Annotated in this window: 14 protein-coding genes; 5 read left to right on the plus strand and 9 right to left on the minus strand. The window is 70.8% G+C overall.

Going from position 1 to position 17,173, the window contains the following annotated elements:
- Positions 1–2: 2 nt before the first annotated feature.
- The 3 genes from pflA to dxs form a co-directional block, all read right to left on the minus strand.
- Positions 3–836 (minus strand): pyruvate formate-lyase-activating protein, encoded by an 834-nt coding sequence (gene pflA, locus AC1DPN_RS11680; RefSeq protein ID WP_477084908.1) that lies wholly within the window; start codon positions 834–836, stop codon positions 3–5.
- Positions 833–3,103 carry a formate C-acetyltransferase gene (pflB, locus tag AC1DPN_RS11685; RefSeq protein WP_477084909.1) on the minus strand — a complete coding sequence of 757 codons (2,271 nt, stop codon included), beginning with the start codon at positions 3,101–3,103 and terminating at the stop codon, positions 833–835. Before pflB ends, pflA begins: the two co-directional genes overlap by 4 nt.
- Positions 3,104–3,198: 95 nt before the next feature.
- Positions 3,199–5,082 carry a 1-deoxy-D-xylulose-5-phosphate synthase gene (dxs, locus tag AC1DPN_RS11690; RefSeq protein ID WP_477084910.1) on the minus strand — a complete coding sequence of 628 codons (1,884 nt, stop codon included), beginning with the start codon at positions 5,080–5,082 and terminating at the stop codon, positions 3,199–3,201.
- Between the two features lie 135 nt (positions 5,083–5,217).
- On the opposite strand from dxs, the gene AC1DPN_RS11695 reads away from it, so the two are divergent.
- The 5 genes from AC1DPN_RS11695 to AC1DPN_RS11715 are packed head-to-tail and all read left to right on the plus strand — an operon-like array spanning position 5,218 to position 9,360.
- On the plus strand, positions 5,218–6,672 hold the full coding sequence (locus tag AC1DPN_RS11695) for a GuaB1 family IMP dehydrogenase-related protein (RefSeq protein ID WP_477084911.1): 1,455 nt from the start codon (positions 5,218–5,220) through the stop codon (positions 6,670–6,672).
- 5 nt (positions 6,673–6,677) lie between these two features.
- A complete protein-coding gene (locus tag AC1DPN_RS11700) occupies positions 6,678–7,370 on the plus strand; it encodes a type 1 glutamine amidotransferase (RefSeq protein ID WP_477084912.1) in 693 nt (230 codons plus the stop codon).
- Complete coding sequence (locus tag AC1DPN_RS11705) at positions 7,367–8,035, plus strand: NUDIX hydrolase (RefSeq protein ID WP_477084913.1); 669 nt, start codon at positions 7,367–7,369, stop codon at positions 8,033–8,035. Before AC1DPN_RS11700 ends, AC1DPN_RS11705 begins: the two co-directional genes overlap by 4 nt.
- Positions 8,036–8,037: 2 nt before the next feature.
- Positions 8,038–8,901 (plus strand): phosphotransferase, encoded by an 864-nt coding sequence (locus AC1DPN_RS11710; protein WP_477084914.1) that lies wholly within the window; start codon positions 8,038–8,040, stop codon positions 8,899–8,901.
- A 12-nt stretch (positions 8,902–8,913) separates the two neighbouring features.
- Positions 8,914–9,360, plus strand: a complete 447-nt coding sequence (locus tag AC1DPN_RS11715; RefSeq protein ID WP_477084915.1) for a DUF1801 domain-containing protein — start codon at positions 8,914–8,916, stop codon at positions 9,358–9,360.
- On the opposite strand, the gene AC1DPN_RS11720 is transcribed toward AC1DPN_RS11715, so the two are convergent.
- The 6 genes from AC1DPN_RS11720 to AC1DPN_RS11745 form a co-directional block, all read right to left on the minus strand.
- On the minus strand, positions 9,342–10,205 hold the full coding sequence (locus tag AC1DPN_RS11720) for an SRPBCC domain-containing protein (RefSeq protein ID WP_477084916.1): 864 nt from the start codon (positions 10,203–10,205) through the stop codon (positions 9,342–9,344). The genes AC1DPN_RS11715 and AC1DPN_RS11720 overlap by 19 nt on opposite strands.
- Positions 10,202–10,519 carry an ArsR/SmtB family transcription factor gene (locus AC1DPN_RS11725; RefSeq protein WP_477084917.1) on the minus strand — a complete coding sequence of 106 codons (318 nt, stop codon included), beginning with the start codon at positions 10,517–10,519 and terminating at the stop codon, positions 10,202–10,204. Before AC1DPN_RS11725 ends, AC1DPN_RS11720 begins: the two co-directional genes overlap by 4 nt.
- 108 nt (positions 10,520–10,627) lie before the next feature.
- The gene (gene acnA, locus AC1DPN_RS11730; RefSeq protein ID WP_477084918.1) at positions 10,628–13,390 is read right to left on the minus strand and encodes an aconitate hydratase AcnA; all 2,763 of its coding nucleotides are present in this window, start codon (positions 13,388–13,390) and stop codon (positions 10,628–10,630) included.
- A 189-nt stretch (positions 13,391–13,579) separates the two neighbouring features.
- A complete protein-coding gene (locus AC1DPN_RS11735) occupies positions 13,580–13,750 on the minus strand; it encodes a translation initiation factor 2 (protein ID WP_477084919.1) in 171 nt (56 codons plus the stop codon).
- A 120-nt stretch (positions 13,751–13,870) separates the two neighbouring features.
- On the minus strand, positions 13,871–15,139 hold the full coding sequence (locus AC1DPN_RS11740; protein WP_477084920.1) for a class I SAM-dependent RNA methyltransferase: 1,269 nt from the start codon (positions 15,137–15,139) through the stop codon (positions 13,871–13,873).
- Positions 15,129–17,132: an APC family permease gene (locus AC1DPN_RS11745; RefSeq protein WP_477084921.1), complete on the minus strand. Its 2,004-nt coding sequence runs from the start codon at positions 17,130–17,132 to the stop codon at positions 15,129–15,131. Before AC1DPN_RS11745 ends, AC1DPN_RS11740 begins: the two co-directional genes overlap by 11 nt.
- Between the last annotated feature and the right edge of the window lie 41 nt (positions 17,133–17,173).

Consider the following 17,173-nt stretch of genomic DNA (forward strand, 5'->3'; position numbering starts at 1 on the left):
CGTCAGAAGACCGTCAACCCGCGCGCCCGGATCGTCGCCCGGACGTCCTCGATCGACTCGGCGGTCGGCGGTGCGACACCGTCGAGCTGGTACCGCAGCCCCAGCTCGGCCCACTTGTCGCGCCCCATCTGGTGGAACGGCAGCACCTCGACGCGCTGCGCTCCCCCGAACTCGACGATGTGGTCGGCGACGGCCGCGACGTTCTCCGGGGAGTCGGTCAGGCCGGGCACGAGCACGAACCTGACCCAGATCGGGATCCCGCGGTCGTTGAGCCGTCGACCGAAGTCGAGCGTCGGCTGCAGCTCGCGGCCGGTGGTCCGGAGGTAGGTCTCGGGCACGCCGGACTTCACGTCCAGCAGCACCAGGTCGAGCTTGTCCAGCATCGCGTCCGTGCACCGGTCACCGAGGAAGCCGGACGTGTCGAGGGCGGTGTGCAGACCGAGGTCGCGCGCGCCCTCGAGCAGCCGGGCCGTGAACGGCGCCTGCATGAGGGGCTCGCCGCCCGAGACCGTCAACCCACCACCGGTCGCCTTGAGCACGGTCTTGTACCGCGTCAACCGCGTCAGGATCTCGTCCGCGCTCACGGTGTGACCGCGGCGCATCTCCATCGTGTCGGGGTTGTGGCAGTACAGGCAGCGCAGCGGGCACCCGGACAGGAACACGGTCATCCGTGTCCCCGGCCCGTCTACCGCGGTCACCAGCTCCCACGAGTGCACCGAGCCGAGCTCGCCGGCTCGGATCGCCATCAGCTTGGTGCTCCGGTCGGCGTCGGTCTCGGCCAGGCCCGCTGTCCCGGCGTGCGCGCGGGGCAGTCCCAGTCCGACGGCGGCGTTCATACCGCGCCGTGGAACGTCCGTGAGAGCACGTCGAGCTGCTGCTCCCTGGTCAGGCGGACGAAGTTCACCGCGTATCCGGACACGCGGATCGTGAGCTGGGGGTAGTTCTCCGGGTGCGCCATGGCGTCCTCGAGCGTCTCGCGGTTGAGCACGTTGACGTTCATGTGGAAGCCGTTGGACAGGATGTACGCGTCGAGCAGGCCGACCAGGTTGCCGGCACGCTCCTCCGGCGTCCGGCCGAGGCCCGCGGGAAGCACGGTGGACGTGAGCGAGATGCCGTCCTGAGACTGCTCGTACGGGATCTTCGCGACCGAGAGCGCGGACGCGAGCATCCCGTGGGAGTCACGGCCGTTCATCGGGTTGGCGCCGGGTGCGAACGGTGCACCGGCCGGGCGCCCGTCCGGCGTCGCGCCGGTCGCCTTGCCGTACACCACGTTCGAGGTGATCGTCAGGACCGACTGCGTCGCGACGGCACCGCGGTAGGGCACCAGCAGCCGCAGCCTGTCCATGAAGCTCTCGACGAGGCCGACGGCGATGTCGTCCGCGCGGTCGTCGTCGTTCCCGTACGTCGGGAAGTCCCCGTCCACCACGTAGCCGGTGATCAGTCCGCCGGGCACCCGGACCGGGTGCACCTTCGCGTACTTGATGGCGGCCAGCGAGTCGGCCACGACCGACAGCCCGGCGATGCCGCACGCCATGGTCCGCAGGATCTCCGCGTCGTGCAGCGCCATCTCGAGCCGCTCGTACGCGTACTTGTCGTGCATGTAGTGCACGCAGTTGAGTGCGTCCATGTACGTCTGGGCGAGCCAGTCCATCATCGTCTCGAACTTGGCCATGACGTCGTCGTAGTCCAGGACGTCGCCGTGCACGGGGTCGGTCATGGGCGCGACCTGCCGCCCGTTGACCTCGTCGCGACCACCGTTGATCGCGTACAGCAGAGCCTTGGCCAGGTTCACCCGGGCGCCGAAGAACTGCATCTGCTTGCCGACGCGCATCGGGGACACGCAGCACGCGATCGCCGCGTCGTCTCCCCACGAGGACCGGATGAGCTCGTCGGACTCGTACTGCACGGCGGACGTGTCGATCGAGACCTGCGCGCAGAACGTCTTGAAGCCGGCGGGCAGCCGGTCGCTCCAGAAGACCGTCAGGTTGGGCTCGGGCGCCGGGCCCAGGTTGTACAGGGTCTGGAGGTAGCGGAACGAGTTGCGCGTGACGAGCGGTCGGCCGTCCTCGCCCATCCCGCCGATCGACTCGGTCACCCAGGTCGGGTCACCCGAGAACAGCTCGTCGTACTCCGGCGTGCGAAGGAAGCGCACGATGCGGAGCTTGATGACGAAGTCGTCGATGAGCTCCTGGGCCTGCTCCTCGGTCAGGACGCCCGAGTCGAGGTCCCGCTGCAGGTAGATGTCGAGGAACGTGGACGTGCGGCCGAGCGACATCGCGGCGCCGTTCTGCTCCTTGACCGCGCCGAGGTAGGCGAAGTACAGCCACTGCACGGCCTCGCGGCCCGTCGTCGCAGGCGCCGAGATGTCGTACCCGTAGGACGCCGCCATCGTCTTCAGCTCGCCCAGCGCGCGGATCTGCTCGGCGTTCTCCTCGCGGGAGCGGATGACGTCCTCGGTCGAGCGCTGGGCGTCGAGCACGGCCCGCTCCCCGCGCTTCGCGGCGATCAGAGCGTTGACGCCGTACAGGGCGACGCGGCGGTAGTCACCGATGATGCGACCGCGGCCGTAGGCGTCGGGCAGGCCGGTGATCAGGTGCGACGAGCGAGCGGCGCGCACGTCGGGCGGGTACACGTCGAAGACACCGTCGTTGTGCGTCTTGCGGTAGTTGCCGAAGATGGTGCCGACGACCGGGTCGGGGTCGTAGCCGTAGGTCTCGAGCGACTTCTCGACCATCCGGTAGCCGCCGTTGGGCATGATCGCGCGCTTGAGCGGCGCGTCCGTCTGCAGGCCGACGACGAGCTCGTGCTCCTCGTCGATGTACCCGGGCAGGTGCGACGTGATGGTCGAGGGTGTGTGCGCGTCGATGTCGTAGACACCGCGCTCACGCTCCTGCGGGAACATCTCGGCCAGCCGCGCCCACATCGCGGTGGTGCGGGCGGTCGGCCCGGCAAGGAACGATGCGTCGCCGTCATAGGGCGTGTAGTTGAGCTGGATGAAGTCTCGGACGTCGATCCGGTCTACCCAGGTACCACGCGCGAATCCCGCCCAGCCAGGCTCGCCCTCGTGGGTGCTGCCGGTCGTGGGCACGGTGCTGGTGGACATCTAGAGCGCTCCTCTGTCAGGTCGGTAATTTCGACAGTAGGAGCCCTGTCAACGGGTCACCCGGGCCGAAAGGCCCTAGGGGTACGGGACGTGCGTCACACCCGTCGACCGAGCGCGACGAGCGCGTCGCGGGCGATGTCCTCGGGGCGCAGACGCAGGGTGTCGACGAGCTGCTCACGGGTCGCGTGGTCGAGGAACGCGCGCGGGATCCCGAACGCCTGCACGGACGTGGTCATGCCCGCCTCGGCAGCGCGTTGACCGATCAGGGAGCCGATCCCGCCGTCGACCACGCCGTCCTCGATGGTGACGACGTGATCGTGCTCGCCGACGAGCTTGGTCATCGAGTCCGGGACTGGCAGGACCCACCGGGGGTCGACGACGTCCACGCGAAGACCGTGCCCGGCGAGGATCTCGGCGACACCGAGCGCGGTGCCGACCATCGAACCGACGCCGACGACGAGCACCGAGGGCTCGTGCGCAGGTCCTTCGTGGCGGGCCAGCAGGTCCACGCCGTCGAGGTCCTCCAGCGCCGGGATCGGGTCTGTGAGAGCGCCCTTGGGGTAGCGCACCACCGTCGGTGCGTCGTCGACGTCGACGGCCACCCGCAGCGCGGCCCGCAGCGTCGCCTCGTCGCGCGGCGCAGCGAGGCGCAGTCCCGGGACGATCGCGAGCATCGCCATGTCCCACATGCCGTTGTGGCTCGCACCGTCGTCACCGGTGAGGCCCGCGCGGTCGAGCACGAACGTGACGCCGGCCTTGTGCAGCGCGACGTCCATGAGCACCTGGTCGAACGCGCGGTTCAGGAAGGTCGCATACACAGCGACGACGGGGTGCAGACCGCCGAACGCCATCCCGGCGGCGGAGGTCGCGGCGTGCTGCTCGGCGATGCCGACGTCGAACACGCGATCGGGGAACTCGGCGGCGAACGGCGCAAGACCGACGGGCTGGAGCATCGCGGCGGTGATCGCGACGACGTCCTTGCGACGACGGCCGATGCTCACGATCTCGTCGGCGAAGACCCCCGTCCACCCGAACCGCGACGGCGCGAGGGGAAGCCCGGTCTCGGGGTGGATCCTGCCGACCGCGTGGAACCGGTCCGCGACGTCCTGCTCGGCGGGCGTGTAGCCGCGGCCCTTCTCGGTGATGACGTGCACGATCACGGGACCGCCGAAGTCCTTCGCGGCTCGCAGGGAGCGTTCGACGGCGCGGATGTCGTGGCCGTCGACCGGTCCGACGTACTTGATCCCGAGGTCCTCGAACATGCCCTGCGGGACCAGGACGTCCTTGATGCCCCTCTTCATGCCGTGCAGCGCGTCGTAGGTCGCCCGGCCCGGAGGGCCTGCGCGCCGCAGGGTTCGCTTGCCCCACGACAGCACGTTCTCGTAGCCCTGCGTGGTGCGCAGCGTGTCGAGATGGTGGGCCATGCCACCGATCGTCGGCGCGTAGGACCGCCCGTTGTCGTTGACGACGATGACGAGCCTGCGGTCCTGACCGTCGGCGATGTTGTTGAGCGCCTCCCAGGCCATGCCGCCCGTGAGCGCGCCGTCGCCGATGACCGCGACGACGTGCCGCTCGCCCCGGCCCTGCAGCTCGTTCGCCTTGGCGATGCCGTCGGCCCAGCTCAGTGCGGTCGACGCGTGCGAGTTCTCGACGACGTCGTGGTCCGACTCGGCACGGCTCGGGTACCCGGAGAGCCCGTCGCGGACGCGCAGCTTCGAGAAGTCGGTGCGGCCCGTCAGCATCTTGTGCACGTACGCCTGGTGGCCCGTGTCGAACACCATCGTGTCCAGCGGGGACTCGAACACCCGGTGCATCGCGATCGTCAGCTCGACCACGCCCAGGTTCGGGCCCAGGTGACCGCCCGTCCGGGACACGGACTCGACGAGGAAGGTGCGGATCTCGCCGGCGAGCTCGTCGGCCTGCTTCGAGCTGAGCCGCCGCACGTCGAGCGGGGAGCTGATGCGGTCGAGCTGGCCCATGGCGTGCGCCTCCTCTGGTCTTTTCTGCGCGGTCGGACCTCACACTCTAGGACGTCGCACCTCTCAGCACGTCGTGGAGGTTCCCGGCCGGCGCGCCACCTGCGCACTACAATCGACCGGAAAGGGGAACACCCAATGCGCTTCCTGCCCGGCCACGCGGCCACCTCCGACCTCACGTACGGCGACGTCTTCCTCGTCCCGTCCCGTTCCGAGGTCACCTCCCGCTTCGACGTCGACCTGACGTCCGCCGACGGCACAGGCACGACGGTGCCGATCGTCGTCGCCAACATGACCGCCGTCGCCGGACGTCGCATGGCCGAGACCGTGGCCCGCCGCGGTGGCATCACGGTGCTGCCCCAGGACGTGCCGACCGACGTCGTGGCCGAGGTCGTGGCGTCGGTCAAGGCGAAGGACACGATCATCGAGACCGCGGTCGTCGTCACCGCCCACGACACGGTGCACACCGCGCTGACCCTGATCGGCAAGCGCGCCCACGGCGCGGCGGTCGTGGTCGCGGACGGCCGCCCGGTCGGCGTCGTGACCGAGGCGGACTGCGGCGGCGTCGACCGGTTCACGCAGGTCGGCGACGTCATGAGCACCGACCCGACGACCCTGGAGCTCTCCGTCCTCGAGCTGGGCGGTCCTCGCGGCCTGGAGGCGGCGTTCGAGGCGCTGCACGCCGCGCGTCGACGCTTCTCCCCCGTGGTCCGCGACGGCGAGCTGGTCGGCGTGCTGACCCAGGTCGGCGCCCTGCGCTCCTCGATCTACCGGCCCGCGCTCGACGCGGCCGGCCGCCTCCGGGTCGCCGCCGCTGTCGGCATCAACGGGGACGTGAAGCAGAAGGCCTCCGAGCTGCTCGAGGCCGGCGTCGACGTGCTCGTGGTCGACACCGCGCACGGGCACCAGCGCAAGATGCTCGACGCGCTGAGCGCCGTGCGCTCGCTCGACCCGCAGGTGCCGGTCGTCGCGGGCAACGTGGTGACCGCCGCGGGCACCCGCGACCTCATCGAGGCGGGCGCGGACATCGTCAAGGTCGGCGTCGGACCGGGCGCCATGTGCACGACCCGCATGATGACCGCGGTCGGACGACCGCAGTTCTCCGCGGTCCTCGAATGCGCCGCCGAGGCGCGCCGGCTCGGTCGGCACGTGTGGGCCGACGGTGGCGTGCGACACCCGCGCGACGTGGCGCTCGCCCTCGCGGCGGGGGCCTCGCAGGTGATGGTGGGCTCCTGGTTCGCCGGTACGCACGAGAGCCCGGGCGACCTGCACGCCGACGGCAGCGGTCGCCTGTACAAGGAGAGCTTCGGCATGGCCTCTGCGCGGGCGGTCGCCGCGCGGACCCGCGGCGGCTCCGCGTTCGACCGCGCGCGCAAGGCCCTGTACGAGGAGGGCATCTCCTCCTCGCGGATGTACCTGGACCCGGCTCGGCCCGGGGTGGAGGACCTCATCGACAACATCACCGCGGGCGTGCGCTCGGCTGCGACCTACGTCGGGGCGACCTCGCTCGACGAGCTCCACGAGCGTGCTGTCGTCGGCATCCAGTCGGCGGCGGGCTACGAAGAGGGGCGTCCGCTGCCCGACGGGTGGTGACTGGCATGCGTCCCGTCCTGATCCTCACGCACGCACCGCACGAGGGCCCCGGCCTCATCGCGCCGGGGCTCGACGCCCCTGTCCGGGTGCGGACCGTCCTCGACCTGGCCGACCCCCGCCTCCCCTCGCTCGACGAGGTGTCCGGGGTCGTCGTCATGGGTGGCGGCATGGACGCCGACGACCTGACCGAGCACCCGGGGCTCGCTGCCGAGCGTGCGTTGCTCGCTGCCGCGGTCGACGCGGACGTCCCGGTGCTCGGCATCTGCCTGGGCATGCAGCTCCTCGCGCTCGCCCTGGGATCTCGGCTGCACCTGCGCACGGGCACGGAGATCGGTTTTGCGCCGGTCGACGTCGTCGCCGACGACCCGGTCCTCGGCGCGTTCGGCAGCCGGCCGCACGTCCTGCACTGGCACTCCGACTCCGTCGACCTGCCGTCCGGCGCCACCCTGCTCGCGTCGACCGAGCTGACCCCGGTCCAGGCGTTCCGCGCCGGCAGCGCGCTCGGGCTCCAGTTCCACCCGGAGCTCGATGTGGGGATGCTCGACCTCTGGCTGTCGACGCCGGACATGGTGGGGCGGCTCGGCGACGACGAGATCGACGCGATCCGTGCCGACGGAGCCGCTGCGCTGCCCGTCCTCGTGCCGGCCGCGGAGAAGGCGTTCTCGGTGTTCGGGGAACGAGTGCGGGCGCGCGGATGACGTCGCCCGACATCCGCGGTGCTCGCGACGAGCTGGCCGACCTCTGTGCGCGCGGTCTCGACTGGCGTGTCGACCCCGCGCGCGTCCTGGTCGACACCACCGACGCGCGGGCCGCGGCCGTGCTCGTCCTGTTCGGCGAGCTCGAGGGCACCGGACCACTGGCGTCCGCACACGACCTCGACGTCCTGCTGCAGCGCCGGGCGACCGGGCTCGGCAGCCACGCGGGCCAGATCGCGTTCCCCGGTGGGCGGTTGGAGCCGTCCGACCGCGGACCCCGCGAGGCGGCTCTGCGCGAGGCCGTCGAGGAGACCGGGCTCGACCCGCGCGGCGTCGACATCCTCGGCACGTTGCCGCCGCTGCCCGTGCCCGTGAGCAACCACCTGGTCACGCCCGTCCCCGCGTGGTGGACGCGCCCCTCGCAGGTCGCCGCCGTCGACCACGCGGAGACCGTCGACGTGTTCCGGGTCTCGGTCACCGACCTGCTCGACCCGAAGAACCGCGCGAGCGTCGAGCACACCCGGTGGGGCCGCACCATCCGCACGCCGGCGTTCGTCGTCGACGGCGTGCTGGTCTGGGGCTTCACGGGCATCGTGCTCTCGCGCATGTTCGACGCGCTCGGCTGGGCAGTCCCCTACGACGAGCACCGCACGGTCTCCGCCCGCTGACCGTGCATCCCGTCCCCGAGATCGACGTCACGGAGCCGCTCGTCCGCGCGCTGCTGCGCGAGCAGCACCCCGACCTGTCGGGCCTCCCGCTGGCCTGGGCGGGAACCGGCTGGGACAACGCCCTCTGGCGCATCGGCGACCATCTCGCGGCGCGGTTCCCCGTCCGGGCGATCTCCGCTCCCCTGGTCGACCACGAGCAGGCGTGGCTCCCGGTGCTGGCGCCGTCCCTGCCGGTCGACGTGCCCGTCCCCGTGCGGGTCGGCGTGCCGTCCGCCACCTACCCGTGGCCGTGGAGCGTCGTGCCCTGGTTCGACGCGGTCGCGGCCCATCACACCCCTGTGGCCGACCGCTCGGCCTGGGCAGTCGACCTCGCCGAGGTCTTCGTCGCCCTGCACCGGCCCGCGCCGCCCGACGCCCCCGACAACCCGTACCGCGGCACGCCGGTGCCCCTCGAGCCGATCGTCGAGCGCCTGGGACGGCTCGAGCTGTCGGACGCCGACCGGGTGCTCGAACGATTCGGCGAGCTCGCGAGCGCTCCCGCCTGGGACGGCCCGTCGCTCTGGCTGCACGGCGACCCGCACCCGGCAAACCTGCTCGTGCACGACGGTGCCCTGCGCGCCGTGATCGACTTCGGCGACATCACGTCGGGCGACCCCGCCTCCGACCTGTCGACCGCCTGGCTCACGTTCGACGCCGACGGCAGGGCAGCGTTCCGTGACCGGCTCGACGGGGTCGACGAGGCGACGTGGCGACGCGCGCAGGCCTGGGCGATGCACATGGCCCTCATGCTGCAGATGCACCCCGTGGACCATCCGACGCTCGTGGCGATCGGCCGGCACGGGCTCGCCCAGGCCATGGCGGACTGACAGGCTGGCCCGATGGAGCCGAACAAGACGGTGCCCACGGACGTCGACGTCGCCGGGTTCCTCGCCGCGGTCGACAACCCGGTCCGCAGGCGGGACGCAGCGACCCTCGTCGGACTGATGAGCCGGGTGACGGGCGCGCAGCCGCGGATGTGGGGACCGACGATCGTCGGCTTCGGCACCTATCACTACCGGTACCCGTCCGGACGCGAGGGCGACATGGGCGCTGCGGGGTTCTCGCCGCGCAAGTCCGCGACGACGATCTACCTGCCCGAGGGGGTCGACGCCCACGCCGAGCTGCTCGCGGCGCTCGGACCGCACACGCTCGGCAAGGGCTGCCTGTACGTGAAGGACCTCGACGCCGTCGACCTCGCCGTCCTGGAGGAGATCGTCCGCCGCTCGTACGCGACGGTCACCGCCGAGACCTTCGGCTCCCGAGCGGGCTACAGCGGCACGACGTAGGACACGAGGCCGGCGATCAGGTCACCGCGGAGGGTGAACGCGTCGGCGAACCGGAACGCGCGGTGCGTGCCGTCGGCGTCGTCGAACTCACCGGCGCCGAAGACGACGACGGTGTCGTCGGCCTCGACCTGGTCGCCCACGGTCAGCCGAGGGAGCGTGGCACCCGCGGGTCCGTCGATCAGCGCGTCGAACTCCGCCTTGCCGGACGCGGTGGCGTGCCCGACGATGTCCCACGTCACGTCGTCGGTGAGGCAGCTCAGGATCACCGCGTGGTCGCCGGAACGGAAGCCGTCCAGGTACCGGACGACGACCTGCTGGTTCGGGCTCGCCAGGAGCGCGTGGTACTCCCCCTCGAGCACCGGGAGCCGGTCCCAGTCCCACGGCTGGGGATCGCCGTCGAGGGCGGGCTCGAGCCGGTCCAGCGAGTGGTGCAGACCGACGATGTGGCCCTGGGCCAGCGCGGCAGCGATGTCGGGTGTCTCCTGGGTCAGGCGCAGGACGCACCCGTCGCCCTCCGGGATCAGCTCCCAGATCAGGGTGACCGCGCGGTCGAAGTGCGTGTGCACGAGCCGGTACGGTGCGTCGACCTCGAGGATCTCGCAGGTCATCGGCGCGTCGCCGAACTCGGTCGCCACGAACGACATCTCCCCTCCGACGACGAGGTCGATCGTGATCGTCGCCGGGAACGGGAGCCACCATCCTGCGAGGCCGTCGGAGGTCGTGACGGCCTCCCACACTCGCTCGACCGGGTGGGCGAGCCGTCGTTCGAAGCGGATCGTCCCCCGTCGCCCGTGGCGCTCGACGGTTCCATGACGGGAAGAGGCGGTGGAGGCGGTGGTGGTCACGGGAGGTCCCTCCGGTCAAGGTGTTCTTCGAGGCGGTCGAGCCGCTGGTCCCAGGCGCGGCGGTGCTGCTCCAGCCAGTCGTCGAGCTCACGCAGCGGCGCGAACCTGGCCCGGTAGCAGCGCCGCTGGCCGTCCCGGCGGACGTCGACCAGGCCCGCGGACCGCAGCACCTTCAGGTGCCGGGACACGCCGGGCTGGTGCATGCCGACGAGATCGACGAGCTCGCCGACGGAGCGCTCCTCGTCGCGAACCGCGTCGAAGATGCGCAGCCGCGTCGGCTCTGCGAGTGCATCGAGGGTCCCGGCGAGGCTCATGGCCCAAATATACCCACAGCCATATATACGCGTCAATGCATGCATCCTGCCCGGGAAACACGCGAGCCCGGCCCCCAGGAGGGGACCGGGCTCGTCGGAAGGCTGGTGTCAGGCCTTGACCAGCGACCGGAGCACGTACTGCAGGATTCCGCCGTTGCGGTAGTAGTCCGCCTCGCCGGGGGTGTCGATGCGCAGCACGGCGTCGAACGAGACGACGGTCCCGTCCTGCTTGGTGGCGGTGACGGCGAGCGTGCGCGGCGTGGTGCCCTCGTTGAGGGCCGTGACCCCGACGATGTCGAACGTCTCGGTCCCGTCCAGACCGAGCGAGTCGGCAGACTCGCCCTCCGGGAACTGCAGCGGCAGGACGCCCATCCCGATGAGGTTGGAGCGGTGGATCCGCTCGAAGCTCTCGGTGATGACGGCCTTCACGCCCAGCAGGCTGGTGCCCTTGGCGGCCCAGTCGCGCGACGAGCCGGAGCCGTACTCCTTGCCGCCGAGCACGACGAGCGGGATACCGGCCGCCTGGTAGGCCTGCGAGGCGTCGTAGATCGACGTCTGCTCACCGGTGAGGAGGTTCGTGGTGAACCCGCCCTCGACGCCGGGGACCAGCTGGTTGCGCAGCCGGATGTTCGCGAACGTGCCGCGGATCATGACCTCGTGGTTGCCGCGGCGCGAGCCGTAGCTGTTGAAGTCACGACGCTCGACGCCGTGCTCGGCCAGGTAGACGCCCGCGGGGCTGTCCGCCTTGATGGAGCCGGCCGGGCTGATGTGGTCGGTGGTCACCGAGTCGCCGAGCTTGGCCAGGACGCGCGCGCCGTGGAAGTCCACGACCGGCGACGGCTTCGCCTGCATGCCGTCGAAGTACGGGGGCTTGCGCACGTAGGTCGACAGCGGGTCCCACTCGAACGTGTCGCCCTCGGGCGTCGGCAGCGAGCGCCACCGGTCGTCGCCGGTGAACACATCGGCGTAGTCCTTGGTGAACATGGCGCGGTCGATCGACGCGTCGATCGTCGTCTGGACCTCCTCCGGGGACGGCCAGATGTCCCGCAGGAAGATCGGGTGACCGGCCTCGTCGCGACCCAGCGGGTCCGACTCGAAGTCGAAGTCCATCGTCCCGGCCAGCGAGTACGCGATGACCAGCGGCGGGGAGGCCAGGTAGTTCATCTTGATGTCGGGGTTGATGCGACCCTCGAAGTTGCGGTTGCCCGAGAGCACCGCGGCGACGGCCAGGTCGTGCTCCTGCACGGCCTCGGACACCTTCTCGTCCAGCGGGCCGGAGTTGCCGATGCAGGTCGCGCAGCCGTAGCCGACCAGGTGGAAGCCCAGCTTCTCGAGGTACGGCCACAGGCCGGCCTTCTCGTAGTAGTTGGTCACCACCTGCGAGCCGGGTGCCATCGACGTCTTGACCCACGGCTTGGCGGTCAGGCCCTTCTCGACCGCCTTCTTCGCGACGAGAGCCGCCGCGATCATGACCGACGGGTTGGACGTGTTGGTGCAGCTCGTGATGGACGCGATCGCGACGGCACCGTGGAACAGGTCGTACGAGCGGCCCTGGGTGTCGGTGACCGGGTACGTGCGCGTGGCCGAGGACGTGATCGCGGGCGAGTCGGACGCCGGGAACGACTCCTCCTCGGCCTCGTCGACACCGTTGGCGGCCTCGGGTGCGTACGTGGGCAGGTCGCGCTGGAACTGCTCCTTGGCCCGGGACAGCTCGATGCGGTCCTGCGGGCGCTTCGGCCCGGCGATCGACGGGACGACCGTCGACAGGTCGAGCTCGAGGTACTCCGAGAAGACGGGCTCGATGTACGAGTCCAGGCTCGGGTCCAGCCACATGCCCTGCTCCTTGGCGTACGCCTCGACGAGCGCGAGCTGCTCCTCGGACCGGCCGGTCAGGCGCAGGTAGTCGAGGGTGACGCTGTCGATCGGGAACATCGCCGCGGTCGAGCCGAACTCCGGGCTCATGTTGCCGATGGTGGCGCGGTTGGCCAGCGGCACCGACGCGACACCCTCGCCGTAGAACTCGACGAACTTGCCGACGACGCCGTGCTGACGCAGCTTCTGCGTGATCGTCAGGACGATGTCGGTCGCGGTGACGCCCGACGGGATGGTGCCCGTGAGCTTGAAGCCGACGACGCGCGGGATGAGCATCGAGACGGGCTGGCCGAGCATGGCCGCCTCGGCCTCGATGCCGCCGACGCCCCAGCCCAGCACGCCCAGGCCGTTGACCATCGTCGTGTGCGAGTCCGTGCCCACGCAGGTGTCGGGGTACGCCTTGCCGTCACGGACCATCACGCCGCGAGCCAAGTACTCGATGTTGACCTGGTGCACGATGCCGGTGCCCGGCGGGACGACCTTGAAGTCGTCGAACGCGGTCTGGCCCCAGCGCAGGAACTGGTAGCGCTCGCGGTTGCGCTCGTACTCCAGGGCGACGTTGCGCTCGAACGCGTCGGCGCGGCCGGCCACGTCGATCTGGACCGAGTGGTCGATGACCAGCTCGGCCGGCGCCAGCGGGTTGATGCGGGTGGCGTCGCCACCGAGGTCCACGACCGCCTCACGCATCGTGGCCAGGTCGACGATGCAGGGGACGCCGGTGAAGTCCTGCATGATCACGCGCGCCGGCGTGAACTGGATCTCGGTGTCCGGCTGAGCGTCCGGGTCCCACGTCGCGAGCGCGTTCACGTGGTCGGCGGTGATGTTCGCACCGTCCTCCGTGCGCAGCAGGTTCTCCGCCAGGACCTTCAGGCTGAACGGGAGCTTCTCCACTCCCGGGACGGCGGCGAGGCGGTAGATCTCGTAGGACGCGTCACCGACCTGGAGCGTGCCTCTCGAACCGAAGCTGTCTTTCGAATGAACACTGTCGACGCTGCTCACGGGGGCTCCTTCGCGGGCGAGAACGTGCCGGGGATGGGGGTCACCCGGACGGCTGGGGAGTGCGTCCTCACACCCTAGGGGGGCGCGGGTCCGCGATTTATCTCGATATCAAGATACATGGTTTGGCGGGCTCGCGCACACACGACCACGCACAGATCGACCCCCGCCTCACGACGAGGGTCGATCCGGTCAGCCCTTCGCGGCCTGCTCCGCGTCGACGGCCTCCTGGGCCTTGTGCTGAGCCTCGATCGCCCGTCGGTGCGCCACCGGGTCGTACTCGGGCGTGCCTTGCTTGAACAGCTCCTTCGTGACCGCCCTGCTCGCCTCGGCCAGGCGGCTGTGCGCCTCGTTGTCACTCATCAGCCCGCTCCTTCCGCCGGACCGCAGCGGGTCCGGCTACGCCTTCCACGCTAGCCCTGGCACCACGTCTGCGCACTCACGTGCTCGCGCCAGACGTTCGGAGGTGGTCGGTCCCCGCACTCAGCGCGTGAGGACCGCGACCGCCTCGAGGTGGTGGGTCATCGGGAAGAGGTCGTACGCCTGCAGGTCGGCCAGCGCGTACCCGTCGGCCGCGAAGAGCGCGATGTCGCGCGCGAGGGCCGCCGGGTCGCACGCGACGTAGACGACGCGCTCCGGGCGCAGCGCGGTGATCCCCGCGACGACCGCTCGACCGGCACCCGTGCGCGGCGGGTCGAGCACCACGGCGTCGGCGTGGACGACGTCGGAGTCGGCGTCCACGCGACCCGTGAGCACCTGTGCGACGTCACCCGAGTGCAGCTCGACGTTGGCGCGGTCGTGCAGGTTGCGGCGGGCGTCCTTGACGGCGCGGGCGTCACCCTCGACCGAGACCACCTCCCCGGTCTCCCCCACCGCGTCGGACAGCGGCGCCGTGAAGAGTCCGGAGCCCGAGTAGAGGTCGAGCACGGCGGCGCCGTCGACGTCGCCGAGCCCGGCCAGCACGGCCTTGACCAACAGCTCGGGCGCCTCACGGTGCACCTGCCAGAACGCGGCGCCGGCCACGCGGAACGTGTAGCCACGCTCACCCAGCTGGACGTGCTCCCGGACCGCCGTGCGCGCGTTCGTGCGGCCGTCCATGCGCCCGCGGCCCAGGTCGAAGGGCGCGTCGTCGACGAGCACCATCGGGTTGTCTCCGCTCGACGGGGCGATCGCCTCGACGCGGGCGCCCGCCGTCCAGCGTCGACCGAACAGGTCGAGCGCCGCGATGGCCTCACTGGCCAGCGGCATCGAGTCGAGGACCGTGATGGTGTGCGAGCGGAAGCCGTGCATGCCGGCCCGACCCTCGGCGTCGGCGACGAGGTCGATGCGTGTGCGCCAGCCCAGTCCCCCGCGCTCGTCGTCACCGGGCGCTGCCTGGACGGGAACGTCGAGATCGAGCTTGGCCAGCCGCTGCAGCTGCTCCGCGAGGACCGCCTTCTTCCAGGCGCGCTGGCCCGGCAGCGAGACGTGCGCGAGCTCGCCGCCTCCGACGCCACCGGGCCCGGCCGCGGGCCACGCCGACTCGACACGGTCGGGCGAGGCGTCGAGGACCTCAACCGCGTCAGCGCGCCAGAACTTCGCGGTCTCCCCGGCGTCCGTCAGGCGAGCCCGGACGCGCTCGCCCGGCAGGGTGTGCCGGACGAAGACGACCCGTCCCTCGTGCCGCGCGACGCAGTGCCCGCCATGGGCGACGGGCCCGATCTCGAGCTCGATCGTGTCGGTGCCGAAGGGGTCCTCTAGGTCAGTAGCCACGCGGAACCGTACCCCGGACCGTGTCCTCGAGACCCGTCTGCCCCTCGGTCGAGGCCAGCTGCCAGGGCACGGACGCGACCACGACGCCGGGCGTGAAGAGCAGCCGGCCCTTGAGCCGCAGCGCGCTCTGGTTGTGCAGGAGCTGCTCCCACCAGTGCCCGACGACGTACTCGGGGATGTAGACGACGACGAGGTCACGCGGGCTGTCGCGCCGGATCGAGCGCACGTACGTGAGCACCGGACGCGTGATCTCGCGGAACGGCGAGTCGAGGACGCGCAGCGGCACGGGGATCGCGAGGTCCTCCCACTGCTGTCGCAGCGCGTCGACGTCCTCAGGGTCCACGCCGACGGTGAGCGCCTCGAGGATCTGGGGCCGGGACGCACGCGCGTAGGCCAGGGCACGCATGGTGGGCCGGTGCAGGTGGCTGACGAGCACGATCGCGTGCACCCGGCTGGGCAGCGCGCGGGCCGACGCGGCGTCGGCACCCAGAGCCAGCTCGGCACGGACCTGCGCGTAGTGGCGGTGGATCGACTGCATGAGGACGAAGACGACGAACATGGCGATGATCGCGATGTAGGCGCCGTGCGTGAACTTCGTGACGAGCACGATGACCAGGACCGTCGCGGTCATCGCGAAGCCCACCGAGTTGATGACCCGGGAGCGCTTCATCTGCGCGCGCACCGCGGGGTCCGCCTCGGTGCGCAGGTGCCGCGTCCAGTGCTTGATCATGCCGAACTGGCTGACCGTGAACGAGACGAAGACGCCCACGATGTACAGCTGGATCAGACGAGTGACCTCGGCGTCGAACGCGATGATCAGCGCGATCGCGGCGAGCGCCAGCGTCACGATGCCGTTGGAGAACGCGAGCCGGTCGCCGCGCGTGTGCAGCTGGCGGGGCAGGTAGCCGTCCTTCGCCAGGATCGAGCCCAGCACGGGGAAGCCGTTGAACGCGGTGTTGGCGGCGAGCACGAGGATCAGGCCCGTGACCACCGAGACGATGACCGCCATCCAGGGGAAGTTGTGGAACACGGCCGTCGAGAGCTGGCTGATCACCGGGTGCTGGACGTAGGTCTCCTCGACGGGCACGCCGTCGCGGGTCAGCTGCGTCATCGGGTCGTCGGCGAACATCACGCCCGTGGCCCGCGACAGCAGAAGGATCGACATGATCATCGCGACCGAGATGGCGCCGAGCAGGGCGAGCGTGGTCGCCGCGTTCTTGGACTTCGGCTTCTTGAACGCCGGGACGCCGTTGCTGATGGCCTCGACGCCCGTGAGCGCGGCGCACCCGGACGCGAACGCCCGCATGATCAGGAAGAAGCCTGCGAGCCCGGTCAGACCCTGGTCGAACGCCGCGTGCGGCAGGAGCTCGAGGTCCGCACTCTCGGCCATCGCGAGGTTGCCTGTCGCCATCTGGATCGCACCGACGAGCGCCACGGACCCGATCGCGAACATGAACAGGTACACCGGGATCGCGAAGAGCGATCCCGACTCCTTGACCCCGCGCAGGTTGGCGACCGTCAGCAGCACCACCAGACCCACTGCGAACGCCGCCTCGTGCCCGCGCAGGGGCGGGAAGGCTGTCGCCGCGTACTGAGCCCCTGACGAGATCGACACCGCCACGGTGAGCACGTAGTCGACCAGCAGCGCGCTGGCCACCGTCACCCCGGCCTTGGGGCCGATGTTCGTCGTCGCGACCTCGTAGTCACCGCCGCCCGAGGGGTAGGCGTGCACGTTCTGCCGGTAGGAGGCGACCACGACGAGCATCACCGCGACGACGGCCAGGCCGACCCACGGGGAGATGACGAGCGCCGAGGCGCCGGCGAGAGAGAGCGTCAGCAGGATCTCGTCAGGCGCGTACGCCACGGACGAGAGCGCGTCGGACGCGAACACGGGCAGCGCGATGCGCTTGGGCAGGAGCGTGTGGCCGAGCCTGTCGCTGCGGACGGGTCGTCCGAGCAGCAGGCGTTTGGCGGCATCCGAGAGGTCCGACACGATGGCTCATGCTAGGCGGCTCGCGCGGCGTAGACACTACC

The sequence above is a fragment of the Cellulomonas sp. P4_H4 genome, assembly GCF_056400865.1.